The 14,284-nt window shown below is 60.3% G+C and carries 14 protein-coding genes and 1 tRNA gene; 9 read left to right on the forward strand and 6 right to left on the reverse strand.

Features of this window, described 5'->3' with window-relative positions; genetic code table 11:
- Nucleotides 1–180 precede the first annotated feature (180 nt).
- Nucleotides 181–726, forward strand: a complete 546-nt coding sequence (locus SFUM_RS02120; RefSeq protein WP_167321300.1) for a Smr/MutS family protein — start codon at nucleotides 181–183, stop codon at nucleotides 724–726.
- A 174-nt stretch (nucleotides 727–900) separates the two neighbouring features.
- Here SFUM_RS02120 and SFUM_RS02125 read toward each other — a convergent pair whose 3' ends face one another.
- From SFUM_RS02125 to SFUM_RS02150, 6 genes are all read right to left on the reverse strand, one after another.
- On the reverse strand, nucleotides 901–1,362 hold the full coding sequence (locus SFUM_RS02125) for a ferritin-like domain-containing protein (protein ID WP_041439610.1): 462 nt from the start codon (nucleotides 1,360–1,362) through the stop codon (nucleotides 901–903).
- A gap of 159 nt (nucleotides 1,363–1,521) precedes the next feature.
- Nucleotides 1,522–3,252, reverse strand: coding sequence for an adenine deaminase (ade, locus tag SFUM_RS02130; RefSeq protein WP_011697290.1), 1,731 nt, complete (start codon nucleotides 3,250–3,252; stop codon nucleotides 1,522–1,524).
- A gap of 118 nt (nucleotides 3,253–3,370) precedes the next feature.
- On the reverse strand, nucleotides 3,371–3,868 hold the full coding sequence (locus tag SFUM_RS02135) for a bifunctional nuclease family protein (protein ID WP_011697291.1): 498 nt from the start codon (nucleotides 3,866–3,868) through the stop codon (nucleotides 3,371–3,373).
- Nucleotides 3,869–3,978: 110 nt separating this feature from the next.
- Nucleotides 3,979–5,349 (reverse strand): tRNA (N6-isopentenyl adenosine(37)-C2)-methylthiotransferase MiaB, encoded by a 1,371-nt coding sequence (gene miaB / locus SFUM_RS02140; protein ID WP_011697292.1) that lies wholly within the window; start codon nucleotides 5,347–5,349, stop codon nucleotides 3,979–3,981.
- Between the two features lie 7 nt (nucleotides 5,350–5,356).
- Nucleotides 5,357–6,124, reverse strand: coding sequence for a Crp/Fnr family transcriptional regulator (locus tag SFUM_RS02145; RefSeq protein WP_011697293.1), 768 nt, complete (start codon nucleotides 6,122–6,124; stop codon nucleotides 5,357–5,359).
- Between the two features lie 218 nt (nucleotides 6,125–6,342).
- Nucleotides 6,343–6,621 (reverse strand): DUF4911 domain-containing protein, encoded by a 279-nt coding sequence (locus SFUM_RS02150; protein ID WP_011697294.1) that lies wholly within the window; start codon nucleotides 6,619–6,621, stop codon nucleotides 6,343–6,345.
- A gap of 278 nt (nucleotides 6,622–6,899) precedes the next feature.
- On the opposite strand from SFUM_RS02150, the gene SFUM_RS02155 reads away from it, so the two are divergent.
- The 8 genes from SFUM_RS02155 to pheS all read left to right on the forward strand — a co-directional run bounded on the left by SFUM_RS02155 (nucleotide 6,900) and on the right by pheS (nucleotide 14,091).
- Nucleotides 6,900–8,657: an ICP22 family protein gene (locus SFUM_RS02155; RefSeq protein ID WP_011697295.1), complete on the forward strand. Its 1,758-nt coding sequence runs from the start codon at nucleotides 6,900–6,902 to the stop codon at nucleotides 8,655–8,657.
- Nucleotides 8,654–9,202 (forward strand): CDP-alcohol phosphatidyltransferase family protein, encoded by a 549-nt coding sequence (locus SFUM_RS02160; RefSeq protein ID WP_011697296.1) that lies wholly within the window; start codon nucleotides 8,654–8,656, stop codon nucleotides 9,200–9,202. Before SFUM_RS02155 ends, SFUM_RS02160 begins: the two co-directional genes overlap by 4 nt.
- A 216-nt stretch (nucleotides 9,203–9,418) precedes the next feature.
- Nucleotides 9,419–9,493 (forward strand) — tRNA-Val (locus tag SFUM_RS02165).
- Between the two features lie 225 nt (nucleotides 9,494–9,718).
- Complete coding sequence (thrS, locus tag SFUM_RS02170) at nucleotides 9,719–11,653, forward strand: threonine--tRNA ligase (RefSeq protein WP_011697297.1); 1,935 nt, start codon at nucleotides 9,719–9,721, stop codon at nucleotides 11,651–11,653.
- Between the two features lie 93 nt (nucleotides 11,654–11,746).
- Nucleotides 11,747–12,256: a translation initiation factor IF-3 gene (gene infC / locus SFUM_RS02175; protein ID WP_041441456.1), complete on the forward strand. Its 510-nt coding sequence runs from the start codon at nucleotides 11,747–11,749 to the stop codon at nucleotides 12,254–12,256.
- A 238-nt stretch (nucleotides 12,257–12,494) separates the two neighbouring features.
- The gene (rpmI, locus tag SFUM_RS02180; protein WP_011697299.1) at nucleotides 12,495–12,692 is read left to right on the forward strand and encodes a 50S ribosomal protein L35; all 198 of its coding nucleotides are present in this window, start codon (nucleotides 12,495–12,497) and stop codon (nucleotides 12,690–12,692) included.
- A gap of 33 nt (nucleotides 12,693–12,725) precedes the next feature.
- The gene (rplT, locus tag SFUM_RS02185) at nucleotides 12,726–13,079 is read left to right on the forward strand and encodes a 50S ribosomal protein L20 (RefSeq protein ID WP_011697300.1); all 354 of its coding nucleotides are present in this window, start codon (nucleotides 12,726–12,728) and stop codon (nucleotides 13,077–13,079) included.
- Nucleotide 13,080: 1 nt separating this feature from the next.
- Nucleotides 13,081–14,091 (forward strand): phenylalanine--tRNA ligase subunit alpha, encoded by a 1,011-nt coding sequence (pheS, locus tag SFUM_RS02190; RefSeq protein WP_011697301.1) that lies wholly within the window; start codon nucleotides 13,081–13,083, stop codon nucleotides 14,089–14,091.
- Nucleotides 14,092–14,284: the final 193 nt, after the last annotated feature.

Here is a 14,284-nt window from a genome sequence, read left to right on the forward strand (position 1 = left end):
CAACGTCCGCGTGAAAAAAAACAACGCGTGCAGGCTTTCTATACTCCTTTTAGCGCCTTGGGGCAACACCCGGCAGCGCCGCCGTCAAAGAATCGCGCAAAGAAAACCCGACCGGCCCATGACGTTCCCGCCGCGGTTTCCGTCGAAGCCGAGGAAAGCGATCGTCTCTTTCGGGAAGCGATGAAAGGTGTCGTGCCCATCGACCGGGCCGGGCAGGAGCGGGTGCCTCCCCCGGCTCCCGTCGGCACTCCCGCGCGGTTCCTCCAGCAGGAGGAATTGGAAGCCCTCACCCACCTCGAGGATCTGGTGTCCGGGGATATTCCCTTCGAACTGGTCTACTCGGACGAGTACGTGGACGGCGCGGTGGTGGGACTGTCCCCGAAGGTACTCAAGAAGCTCCGCAACGGCGACTTCAGTTACCAGGAATACGTGGACCTGCACGGTTACACGCGGGCCGAGGCGAGGGCGGTGGTCATCGACTTCGTGCAGGAGAGCTTTGCCCGGAAATTGCGCTGCATCCTGATCATTTCGGGCCGCGGGCTCAATTCCAGGGACAAGGAGCCGGTGCTGAAGCAGGGTCTCGTTTCGTGGCTGATCCGCGCCCCGCTCAAGAGCATGGTGCTCGCCTTCGCCTCCGCCCGCTCCTACGACGGAGGGGCCGGGGCGTTCTACATTCTCCTGCGCCGAAACAAGGGCGGCGCCCCGCTGGTGACGCCGGCGAATTGAGCGTTCACCGCGGGCCGTTTCCGCATTTGCCCGATTCGGAGCACTGACCTGCACAGAGGTGTCTCGGCCAACGGACTATAATGTCTGAAGCGGGAACGGGATTAATGGAGCAGGCGGGAAGGACGAAGTCCCGGGAGGCTCGCGAGGGGGCCTCCCGAGGGGGGCATCCGGGGGCTAATCCCAGGTGAGGATTTCCTCGTCGTAGAGGGTTTCGATCTTCCGCTTGTGCTTCAGTTCCTCGACGGCGAGCATTTCGAACAGTTTGGCCGTCTTTTCGTGCATGCACTTGTTCTTCCAGGCCTCGTAGAAGGCGTGGGCCTTCTCTTCCTTTTTCATGGCCAGGGTGAGCGCCTCCTGGTAGGTGACCTGTTCCGTGAACTTGACTTCGACCAGGTAGTCGCTGATCCGCAGGTCTTCGACCTTGTCCAGCGTGAGCGTGCCAAGGTCCATCGGATTCAAGTCCTTGAGCAGCGCGCGGTGACGTTCTTCCTCCTGCACCATTTCCTGGAAGAATTTCTTGATGCCGGGGTTCCTGGCCCGGTCCGCGCATTTCTGGTAAAAGTCCATGGCGGCTTCTTCCCGCGATATGGCGAAATTGATGACGTCATCCATGGAACTGCAAGAAACCGTGCTCATCTCCACCTCCTGGGTCTGCTTATTAAATTGTTCAACGTAACCGTCATGTTTCGGGCGACACCCCGAAGCACAAAAGAGATTCACCCGGGAATCCATTTTCCATGGAATCCCGGTCCGGATCGGTGTCGGTCCGGAATGGCCCGCGGTGATCCGGGCCGTTCACGACGTTTCGAACAGCGAAACGGGGGAAAACGTCGAAACGTCGATCAGTCCAAGATCCGTCAACTTCAATTCGGGGATGACGGGAAGCGCCAGAAACGACAATGCCATGAAGGGGTTGCGGAGTCCGCTCCCCGCGGCGCGAGCGCGGCCCTGGAGCTGTTCCAGCCGTTCGGCGACCCGTTCCACGGGCTGATCGGACATGAGCCCGGCGATGGGCAGCGCAAGCACGTCCACCTCGGCTCCCGTTCGACCCGCGGCCATTCCTCCTCCCGATTTCCTGACGGCGTCCACCACGTGGAGGATGTCCGCATCCGAAGCTCCCGCCACGATCAGGTTGTGCGAATCGTGGGCCACCGTGGTGGCGATGGCCCCCTCCTTGAGTCCCAACCCCTGCACGAAAGCCACCGCGGGGGGGCGGTCCGGGACATAGCGGTTGTACACGGCGAGCTTCAGAATGTCGCGATCGAGGTCCGCCACCGCGGCCCCTTCGTGGATTTTGGGCGGGAGCACGATCTTGCGGGTGAGCAGAGTCCCCTCCCGGACCCCGATGATCCTGAGGAGGCCGGGCTGTGCGGGCACCACGAGATCCTCGGCCAGAAGGCGCGTGATGTGCATGGGGGAGGGAGGAGCCGCTACGCCGTTGCCGTTCCCGAGATCGAGAAGGAGGCGGCCGTCGCGGGCCACCTCGACGCCCGCCTTGAACACGCGCTCCGGCTGCCAGGGGTTGAGGGTGGGACTCATGCTGAAGTCGGCGTGGTACCCCGGGGCAAGGGCTCCCCGGCGGTCCAGGCGAAAATGCCTTGCCGGCGTCAGGGCGGCCAGGGAAAGCGCCCTCACGGGGGCCATCCCCAACGACATGGCACGATTCACGATGACGTTCATGTGACCCTCCCGGAGAAGCCCGTCCGGATGAACGTCGTCGCTCACGAAGCAGCAGCGCGGCCAGGTGTGCTCGTCGACCGCGGGCAACAGGGCGGCGAGATCCCTTGACTGTCCGCCTTCGCGGATCATGACGGTCATGCCCTTGGCCAGCTTCTCGCGGGCTTCCTCGAGCGTCGTGCATTCATGGTCGGAAGTGATTCCCGCGGCGACGTAAGCGTTGAGCCCCAAATCGCCCAGTTGCGGAGCGTGGCCGTCGATGCGCCGCGCCTGGAAGAGCAGCAGTTTGTCGATCACGTCGGGAAAGCCGGAGAGAACGCCGGGGAAATTCATCATCTCGGCAAGACCGATGAGCCGCTCGTGAGGCAGCAGAGCGTCCAGATCCGGAGCGCGCAGCGCGGCGCCCGACGTCTCCAGGGGCGTGGCGGGAACGCAGCTCGGAAGATTGAAAAAGAAGTCCAGAGGCAGGCCTTCGGAAGCTTCCAGAAAATAGCGTATGCCGCTCAGCCCCAAAACGTTCGCGATCTCATGGGGGTCGGCCACCACCGCCGCGGTTCCCTGCGGCACGGCCGCGGCGCAGAATTGGGCGGGAGCGAGCAGCGTGCTTTCGATATGAATGTGTCCGTCGATGAATCCCGGGCAGACGTACATCCCGTCGGCATCGATCTCGCGCGCGGCGCGATAGCTCCCCCAGCCCGCGACGAACCCCTCGTGGATTGCCAGATCGACGGTGTCGATGCTGCCCGAAAGCACGTTGACCAGGCGGCACCTCCGTATGCAGAGATCAACGACACGCTTGCCCTGGGCGGCTTCGATGATCCGCGCCATGCGGCCTGTATCCCACTTCATTCACCCCTCCGATGCAGAATCGAACGTTCGACTTTTTGCGCCCGCTCAGCCGACCGGGCGCCCGAAAAGAACGGTGATTGCGGCAATATATAAACAAGCGTGGTCGTTGGGAAGGAAATTACATTTTGTACTTGCTGAAATCTTCCGGATTGAGCCCTTCCAGAAGCTCGGACCATTTTTCCCGGTTTTCCTTGTCGAAAACCGGTTTTGCCGATTCATCGGATTTCTGGAACTTGGAGATGACCTCCTCCTTCACGTAAATGGGAGCCTGCGTGCGCAACGCGATGGCGATGGCGTCGCTGGGCCGCGCGTCGATGGAGCTGACACGGTCTCGATCGCGGATGTAGATGAGGGCGTAGTAAGTGTTGTTGCGGAGATCGCACACTTCGATGCGTTCGACTTTTACATCGAGATGGTTGAAGAAGTTGCGGATCAGGTCGTGCGTCATGGGACGGGGGAACTGGATCTTCTCCAGCTCGGTGGCGATGGAGGTCGCTTCGAGGAGGCCGATCCAGATGGGGAGGGTGGTATCGTCCTTGACGTCCCTCAATATCAGGATGGGCGTGTTGGTCTGCGGATCCATCACCAGCCCCGTGACCTTCATTTCCTTGAACATGATGCCTCCTTGGATGATCCCGTCCACCGGTGGAGCGATTCGGTGTCGGCCGGTCCGATCATGACACGACGCCCTTGAATGTTAAACGGCATCGGCGGCAAAGGAAACCCTTAACTTTCTTTCCCCGGTTGAGACAACAGTTCGCCTTTGAGCGAATGGGAATAGGCGGCGACAATCCGGACAGGAACGATTTTACCCGTGAGATCGACAGGGCACTGGAAGTTGATGATCCTGTTTTGCTGGGTCCGGCCGGTCATCTGCCCGTTGGACGCCTTGCTCGGACCTTCTACGAGCACCTCCCGGACAGTCCCTGTTTCGGCAAGGTTCTTCTGCAAAGTAATGTCTGCCTGGATGCTCTGCAACCGTGCCAGCCTTCGGACCTTGACGTCCATGGGCACCTTGTCGGGAAAACCGGCTGCCCGCGTGAGCGGACGGTCCGAGTAGCGGAATGAGAAAAGCGAGTCGAAACGGACCTCTTCAATGAGCCGCAGGGTTTGCAGGTAGTCCTCCTCACTCTCTGCGGGGAACCCCACGATGACGTCCGTCGAAAGCGCGATTTCAGGACACACCTCCCGCAGCCGGGCAATCTTTTCGAGGTACTGCCGCGCGGTGTACCCGCGGTGCATGAGCTTGAGGATGCCGTCCGAACCCGACTGAAAGGGCAGATGCAGGTGTTTGCACAGAAAGGGCAGGCCGGCGAAACACTCGATGAGATCTTCCGTGAGGTCCTTGGGGTGGGACGTGGTGAAGCGGACCCGCCTGATGGATGTTTCCTTCCCGATGCGGCGCAGCAGATCGGGAAAAGAAATCGGGTCCGGCAGCCCCCGGCCGTAGGAATTCACGTTCTGTCCCAGCAGCAGCACTTCCCTGGCGCCGCGGGACGCCAGGAAGTCGATCTCGCGCAGGATGTCGTCGGGCGCGCGGCTCCTTTCGCGCCCTCGAACGTGCGGTACGATGCAATAGGTGCAGAAATTGTTGCAGCCCTGCATGATGGTCACCTGAGCGACCACATCACCGGTCCCCACCGTCCTGCACTTATCCGTCGTGAACCCCTGCAGCTCTTCGGCGGGCAAATGCGCGACCCTCCGTTTCGACCGTTCGACTTCTTCCAGCAAAGAGGCGATGGAGCCGATTCCGCGGGTCCCAACCACCAGGTCGACGTGTTCGAAACGCTTGAGCAGGCCGTCGCCCAACTGCTGAGCGACGCATCCCGCGACAACGATTTTCAGCCATGGACGGTGCGCCTTCAGGCGGCGCAGACGCCCCAGGAAGGAGTAGACCTTCTGCTCGGCCTTGTCGCGCACGGAGCACGTGTTGAGAAAGATCACGTCGGCGTCGGCAATGTCCGAAGTGGGACGATACCCTACGGCGCAGAGCAGCCGGAGGGCCCGCTGACTGTCGTATTCGTTCATCTGGCAGCCGAAGGTGCGAACGTACAGGTAACGCGGCGCGGGGGCCGTCTTGGCAAGCGGAGTGATCATGGTTTTCTTATGCGAGACTTCCTGCGAACTTGCGGTTGATTTCCACCAGCCGGGAAACGAGAGTGCGCATCATCTGAAGAGCAACGTCCGGATAATCTCGAATTATAATTTCCAGATCGTCGATATTGTATATCTCGACCACGCTGTCTCCCAGACTCGTGATGGTGGCCTGTCGGGGCAGGCTGAGAAGCCCGGCCATTTCGCCGAAAAACTCGCCGGGTTTTTCGATTCGGGCCACTTCATGTCCCGCAATGGTCACACGCAGACCGCCCTGGGTTGAAACCAGCCGGTAAAAACTGCTTCCCGTCGTGCCTTCCTCGATAATGATTTCACCATCATTGTAAAAGTTGACGCTCACGTCTTCGAGCGCAAACGCGTCGGCGTCGTGCAGCAGGTGCTTGGTGGTCTGTGAGAGCTGATGCAGGGTCGACACGAGGACGCTCCTGACCATCCTGGGGCTTTCCCGGATCACGTGGTCGAGAGCTTCCGGGCCATAGGCGGCGACACGCGACTTGGTCAGGGCGCGAGCGGTGTAGTGCGCCGCTCTCTTGAAAATGACGTTTTCAAGGCCGAAAACATCCTGGTCTTCCAGGACACGTACCTTTTTCCCCCGCTGACTGATTCTCACCTGACCGCTGAGGATCACGAAGAAACACGAGCACTCCTCGCCCTCTCTGAATATCTCATCGCCGTAACGGTAAGTGTGTATCTCCAGGGCTTGGGCCGGATTCAGCCCGCTTCTCTCTTCTTCAACGTTGTCAACGATTGCGTGCATTCGTGAAGTTCCCAACCAAGGGGATTTCTGCTTCCCTGAGAGGGGGAAACCGTTCGTCGGATCGGCAAATCACTGTCCCCGACCGCAAAGTGCAGTTGGAGTATCCTGTTCAGATCAACCGCGCGGAACAATCGCTCGATATATTGTTTAGCCAATTCCCCATGGTATTGCAAGTGAATTGCAGATCAAGCTCAAGCCACGCAAGATATTCGTTCGACTTACATGAACCCTGCCGGTTCACCGGAGCGGGCGGGTCGCTCGGGTCGGTTTTCGATATCGATGGGACGATACTTCAGGAATTTCCGTTCCTGGTGTAGAATGGCGTCCAGGTCGCGTTCGCACCCCGGAGCGATGTTGAGTTGAACGAGCCCGAGTTTTCGGTCGATGGTGGAAAGGATGGCCATCCCTTCATAGGCCTCCAGGACAAATCGGAGGTAATGGATTTGAATCGGGTCCATGAGGAACCGGTGAATCGTGCAGTTTGTGGGAACAGACAACGGTTATTTCTCCCTTTAGTTTCTCCGGCGACTGTGTTACCAGGAATATACCCTCAAGGACGGGAGTTGCACAACTGTTTCTACTCCTATTGCCGGGTGGGGAGTCAGTGGGATATGCAGATTGACCGATTCCAAGCGCGGGGCGGGAATAAACCCTGCCCTCCGGCCGACGGGGTTGTCGGCCTCCTGCGGGGGCGGCCCTTGCATTCGCTCCGATCGGCGTTGCGAGCCCCGGAATCGCTCAACCCGGGTGGGAGTCTATTCCGAGGACGATCCGTATGACACATGCCGCAAGAAAATGCGTTGTGACGGGATTGGCGCTGGCCGCGCTTTTGTTGACCTCCGCCTTTGGGCTCGACCCTCGCGACGGATGGAGTCAGACCGTGTTTTTCAGCCAGGGGCAGGCGCCCTACGATCCCCAGAATCGGCAAAAAAGTCAGCAGAATGCCGTTCGTGAATTTCAGGTGCAGGCCATCACGCAGGCCGTGGGTACATTCCTGAGCACGTCACAGATGGGGACCAAGTTTCAGGCCATCAAGGACAAAGTGCTTCGCCAGCCGGAACGATACGTGGATGCATACCAGGTCTTTTCCGAAACCGTCGAGAACGGCAGGTATCAGGTTGCGGGGCAGGTTACGGTGGCAATGGGGCTGTTGAAAAAAGACCTCATCGCTTTCGACATCTACGCGTCCGACGATGCGGGGGAGGATGGGAAAAGAGATGAAGACGCGGTTCCTCCCCGCGCAGGCCCCGGGGAGCCCGCACCCGTCCGGCCCGGAGCCCGGGTGACGGACGATTCGAACGGCGGGGCCAAGGCCCCGCCCGGAGGCCCGGCGGGGGATGCGGATGAGGACGGCGAGGGGGTCACCGACCAGGAGAGTGATGAGGAGAGTGTCGGGGAACAAGGCGGAATTCCGGCGGGAGCCCGGAAGGAACCTTCGGCGAGGATCCGCCCCGGAGCCCCTTCGGATGACGCGGAAGCAAACGGCGATACGGTGACGGACGAACCGGGCGATGAGCAGGAGGCCGAGGACCAGGGTGGACCTCCGGCGGGAGCTCGGGAGGAACCTTCGGCGAGGATCCGCCCCGGAGCCCCCGCGGGGGAAGCGGAAGACGATGGCGATGCGGCTTCCGACACGGCCGGCGGTGAACCTGCCCGTGAAGGACAGGGTGGAGCTCCGGCCGGAGCGCAGGGCAAGGCGCGGCCTGAGGCTCGAGAAGCGGCCCCGGTCCCGGCCGGCGGCCCACGCGGAATAACCTCGACTTCCAACGAGATATTCTGGGCGGTCTCGGAAAAATGGGACCAGACCTGGTACCTGCCCGGAGACCTGAAAGACCCCCGGGGGCTCTTTGCGGCGAGTGTTGTCCAGGAACTGCTGGACTACCGCTACACCCTGCACTTTCCGGAACCCGGAGCCCTCAAAGTCGACAACATGGGGAACGCCTCTTCGAGCCAGGCGGTATCCCAGGCCAGGATGCTGGGAATCCGGAACGTGGTGGTGGGCCGGGTGGTGTTGCACCAGCGGAGCAAGGAACCCGCGCGTCTCGATGCCGAGCTTCAAATCATCGAAGCGGCGTCGGGCAAGTCCCTGGGGAAGCTCCGCAAAACCCGGAACCTCGAAGAGTTGACCAACCAGGAAGGAGCCATGGAGCTTGCCGGGGATGTCACGAATGAGCTGACGGGGTTGCTGTCCGGGGACACTCGCGCCGCGGCTCCGGCCGGCCCGGTGCCCGTGGCCGGCGAGGGGGAATGGGTGCTGAGGCTCCAGGCGGCGGACCATCACGCGTATTGGAGGGAGGTGGAGAAGCTGCTCCGGGAGCAGGCGCGGGGGATGACCATGCTCGGAATGGAAATGGGGCCCCAGGAGACCGTGATCCGGCTCGGCGGAATCGACGGCCGCACGCTTTCCTCACTCGACGGGAGGGTGCTCTCCGGCGGGGTCACGATCAAAATCGATGACTTGTCGCCCGACACGCGGACGACACGAGTGTTGTTCGTTCGGCAGGCAGTGCCGCAACCCGGGCCGAAACCATGACGGTGCCGAATCTGCTCACCATTCTGCGCATCCTGCTCACTCCGGTGCTGGTGTGGCTGCTCCTAGAAAACAGGCTCAACGAAGCACTGACGGTCTTCTTCATTGCCGGCGCGACCGACGGGCTCGATGGGCTGATTGCTCGCGTGTTTCATCAGAAGTCCAAGCTTGGAGCCTACCTGGACCCGCTGGCCGACAAGATCCTGCTGGTCACCTCCTTCGTCCTGCTGGGGCACATGGGGTACATTCCCTACTGGCTCGTGATCGTGGCGGTAAGCCGTGATGCGATCATCCTGCTCGGCCTGTTGAGCCTCATGTTTCACCAGGTGCGGGTGGAGATCCAGCCCGTGCTGCTCAGCAAGCTCACCACGCTCTTTCAGTTGGGGACGATTCTCGCGACCATGGGTTCCGGGCTGTTTCAGCTTCCTCAGGGGGGATACACGGCCCTTTTCGTGACCACCGCGGTGCTGACCGTTGCCGGCGGCGTTCAGTACATTATGATCGGGATTGCCTTGCTGGACAGCCGGCGGGGCGGTCACGCGGATTGAAGGGATGCCGCGCCGAAGGTCAATGAGCCGCCTTCGGGGCTCTTTGGCCCGCCGGCGGAGGTCGCCGTGCACAACACGCTCGATGTCGTTCCCGCCGACCGAAGCGCCTTCCGGAAGCCGCAACCGACCCGGCCGCGGAAGCCCGGGGCGAAAGGCCTGCGTTCCGCATTTTGCTTGACATGATCCTGCCGTGCCGTTATAGAGACAAGAACCCGTAGGCACGTAGCTCAGGGGGAGAGCGCTACCTTGACGCGGTAGAAGTCGGCGGTTCGAAACCGCCCGTGCCTACCACATTTGCCGGACTTTGTGTATCGCATAAGCAGGAGCGTCAATAACATCTGAGATAAGGCGCCTGGTTGGCTCGTTGGATCCTGAATACAGTTCGAAGAATAGCTTCATCAGATGCAGGATCGTACTCATGAGAGGCATCTTCCCTTGTAGGGCAGGGTGCCTTTTTTGTTAAATTCCCGGGTTCGGCGGCCAAACCGCGAGGGTTTCCAACAGCAGGAAGTCGAAATGAGCGCAGAGATAAGTGTAACGCTGGCAGACGGTACAACGAAATCCTTTCCCAGGGGCGTTTCCGCCGGTGAGGTCCTGAAAGCTTCCGGAGGGCCGAACGGTTGGGTGGCGGCCAAGGTCAACGGTGTGCCCGTGGACCTGATCGTCGGGATCGAGGAAGACGCCGCCGTTGAAGGAATACGGGCCGATTCCGAGGTGGGGCTCGAGATTCTTCGGCACAGTGCCGCCCACGTCATGGCCCAGGCCGTCAAGTCGCTGTTCCCCGAAGCCAGGGTGGCCATCGGGCCGGCCATCGACAACGGGTTCTATTACGATTTCGAGGTGGAACGGCCGTTCACGCAGGACGATCTGGACAGGATCGAGGCGAAGATGAAGGAGCTCGTCGGGGCGAAATTGAAATTCGAACGGAAAGTGCTGCCTCGCGACGAAGCCATCGACTTCTTCACGCGCCGGGGAGAAGGATACAAGGTCGAGCTGTTGCAGGGATTTTCGGATCCGACGGTCTCTTTTTACACGCAGGGCGATTTCGTGGATCTGTGCCGCGGACCTCATGTGCCCCACAGCGGGTACGTCAGGGCGTTCAAGCTGACCAGCGTGGCCGGGGCCTACTGGCGGGGCGACGAGCACAACGCCATGCTGCAGAGGATTTACGGCACGGCGTTTGCCGATCGCGACGCGCTCAAGAAATACCTGCACTTTCTGGAAGAAGCTCAAAAGCGGGACCACCGGCGTCTGGGCCGGGAGTTGGATCTCTTCAGCTTCAGCGACGAGGTCGGCGCGGGAATGGTCATCTACCATCCCAGGGGAGCGTTGCTGCGGCACATCCTGGAGGCCTTCGAAAAACGGGAGCACCTGCGCAGGGGGTATCATATCGTTATGGGGCCGACCCTGCTCAAGACGGAGCTGTGGAAACGGTCGGGCCATTTCGAGCACTACCGGGAGAACATGTACTTCACCGAGATCGAGGAGCAGTCCTACGGCATCAAGCCCATGAACTGCCTTGCCCATATGCTTATCTACAAGTCCCGGCTGCGAAGCTACCGGGATCTGCCTCTGCGCTATTTCGAGCTCGGCACCGTGCACCGCCATGAGCGGTCGGGCGTGCTGCACGGTCTGACGCGCGTAAGGCAGTTTACACAGGACGACGCGCATATCCTCTGCACGCCGGAGCAGTTGCACGGTGAAATTCAAAGCATTATCGACTTTGTGATTGAGGTGATGGGCATTTTCGGGTTTAATCATGAAATGGAAATCAGCACCCGCCCGGCAAAATCCATCGGTTCGGATGAAGACTGGGAACGCGCCACGAGCGCCCTTATCGACGCCTTGGAAGACAAGGGGATTCCGTACCAGGTGTGCGAAGGCGAAGGGGCGTTCTACGGGCCCAAGATTGACGTAAAATTGAGAGATGCGTTGGATCGCAAATGGCAATGCGCCACGATCCAGTGCGATTTCACGTTGCCGGACAGATTCGACCTCACGTATGTCGGCGTCGATGGGAACCGGCACCGGCCGGTGATGGTGCATCGTGTGGTTTTGGGGTCCCTGGAGCGGTTCATAGGGGTCCTGGTCGAGCATTTTGCGGGAGCGTTTCCGACGTGGCTCGCCCCCGTTCAGGCCATTGTGGTGACCGTGACCGACGGGCAGATCGAATTCGCCCGCAACATGTACGACCGGCTGCGGGAAGCGGGTGTGCGCGTCGAACTGGACGACCGCAACGAGAAGCTCGGTTACAAGATTCGCGAGGCGCAAATGCAGAAGGTCCCATACATGCTGGTGATCGGAGACCGGGAGGTTGCCGCGGGCGGCGTAGCGCCGCGCCGGCGCGATGGGACTCAACTGGAACTGATTGCCCCCGAAGCCTTTGCGGCGATGATCCAGAAGGAATGTCTGGAGGCCACCAAGGGACGGGTGGGGCTGGGAATCGTATAGGACGGCATCCGACGCGGACGGTGCGGGTGCCGTTCGACGGGTGGCGAGAAATGCAAACCCAAAGGATCTGCGATCGGAAAGGAGGATGTGGTTCTGGATAAGCAAGTCAATGTCAACGAGAGGATTCGATCTTCTGAAGTCCGGGTGATCGGCCAGGACGGGCAGCAATTGGGGGTTTTGAGTCTGAAGAAGGCACTGGAATTGGCCGCGCAGGACGAGTTGGATCTGGTGGAGGTGGCTCCCAACGCGGATCCGCCGGTCTGCAAGATCATGGATTACGGAAAATTCAAATATCAGCAGAACAAGCGAACCCAGGAAGCCAAGAAAAAGCAGACCGTTATCCAGGTCAAGGAAGTGAAGATTCGGCCCAAAACGGACGAACACGACCTGCTCGTGAAAATTCGGCACATCAAGAGGTTCCTGGCCCAGAAAGACAAAGCCAAGGTAACCATCCTCTTTCGTGGGCGGGAGATTGCTTATACCGACCAGGGAACCAAGGTTCTGGAGCGGGTCAGGGAAGAACTGAAGGAAGATGCCGTGATCGAACAACCGCCCAAGATGGAAGGGCGTAACATGGTCATGATATTGGCGCCGAAGGCATGAGTGCCTGAACAAAAAAGGCTTGACACGATTTTCGAAGCTTAATAAATTTACGTGTTTCCGAATCGGAGATTGTTTCGGTCTTCATCCCCCCGTTTCCCGGCCTCGGGAGAAGGCTTTCCCGGCGGCGGCCGGCGGCTTGAGCGGTATGCGGAGCAGCGAGGGGGCGGCGGGGCCGTTTTGAGTTTCTGCGATCGGGCGTGAATGTTCTTGTGAATGGAGCAGTGGAAAGGATCGAGTGATGCCAAAAATGAAGACGAACCGCGCGGCAGCGAAGCGGTTCAAACGGACCGGAACGGGCAAGTTCATGCGGGCCAGGGCGAACAAGAGTCATATTCTCACGAAGAAGAGCCCGCAGCGGAAGCGTCGCCTGCGGCAGGGTACGGCGGTGGACGCGATCAACGTTCGGGCCCTGGAACACATGCTGCCTTACCTGTAGAGGATCGGCGAATAGACAGAGGGAGTATCGGTAATGCCTAGAGTAAAGAAAGCTGTTAAATCGCGCGAGCGCCGCAAGAAAATCCTGAAGTTGGCGAAAGGCTATCGTGGCGGCCGCGGGAAGCTGATTCGCAGTGCTTCCGAAACGGTGGATCGTGCCCTCAAGTTTGCCTACCGCGACCGCAAGACCCGTAAACGCCAGTTCCGAAGCCTGTGGATCATGCGCATCAATGCCGCCGCCCGCGAGCATGACCTGAGCTATTCGAGGTTCATGCATGCCCTGAAGAAGGCAAACATCGACATGGACCGCAAGGCATTGGCCCATCTTGCCGTGAACGACCCTGCAGCATTCGCCAAACTGGCCCGGATCGCCAAAGAAGCCGCCTGAAATGGAAGACGCCGTTCGAAAGCTCCTGAATTCCGCCGATCACGAAGTTCTTGCCTTGGCCAACGATGCCAGGGCCATTGAGCAGTTGAAGGTGCGTTTTCTGGGTCGCAAGGGCGAATTGGCCAGGCTTTTCAAGGAGATGGGCAAAGTCCCGGAAGCTGAAAGACCGGCCGTGGGCAAGGTCCTCAACGAGGCCAAAGTCAGGCTCGAAGCCCTGTTCGCCGAAGCCTTGGAACGCGGGGGGGAGCAGGGGGCGGGACGCCGCGAACAAATCGATATCACCGTTCCGGGGCGACGACCGCCGCGCGGGCGGTTGCATCCCATCAGCCAGGTCGCCAGGGAAGTGTGCCGAATCTTCAACTGGCTCGGCTTCGAGATCGTGGAAGGCCCCGAAGTGGAACTGGACTATTACAACTTCGAGGCCCTGAATATCCCCAGGGACCACCCGGCCCGGGACATGCAAGACACCTTCTACGTTTCGGACGACGTCGTCCTGCGAACGCACACTTCGCCCCTGCAGGTGCGAACGATGGAGAAGCGTCGTCCGCCCATCAGGGTCATCGCTCCAGGCAAGACCTACCGCTGCGATTCGGATGTGACCCACACGCCCATGTTCCACCAGGTGGAAGGACTCATGGTGGGAAAGGACATTTCTTTCGGCGATCTGAAAGGAATACTCACCATTTTCGTCCACCAGATGTTCGGAGCTGATGTGGGGCTGCGTTTCCGCCCCAGTTTTTTCCCGTTTACCGAGCCCAGCGCCGAAGTGGACATTCAGTGCGTCATGTGCAAGGGCGAGGGATGCCGGGTCTGTTCACAGACGGGCTGGCTGGAAATTCTCGGTTCAGGTATGGTTGATCCGGAGGTTTTCAGGATGGTCGGCTACGATCCCGAGGAAGTGACCGGTTTTGCCTTCGGCATGGGAATCGAACGGATCACCATGCTCAAATATGGGATCGATGATCTGCGGCTTTTCTTCGAGAACGATTTCCGCTTCCTCAGGCAGTTTTAAGCCGGGAACCGTTCCGGCGCACGAACGGACGTCCAGGCGACGCCAGTCGGGATATGTGGCGGAATCGCAGGGGGCAGCCCCGTCACTTTCAAGCATCCGCCTTCCGTCCCACCCTGTAATTCCGATCTTCAGCCGTCGTCATCGAATGGGCAGCCGTTGTGCGCGCGGTGCCGAGGCGTGAAAGCCGGCATTC

The organism is Syntrophobacter fumaroxidans MPOB, assembly GCF_000014965.1.
In the GTDB taxonomy this organism is placed as follows: Bacteria; Desulfobacterota; Syntrophobacteria; order Syntrophobacterales; family Syntrophobacteraceae; genus Syntrophobacter; species Syntrophobacter fumaroxidans.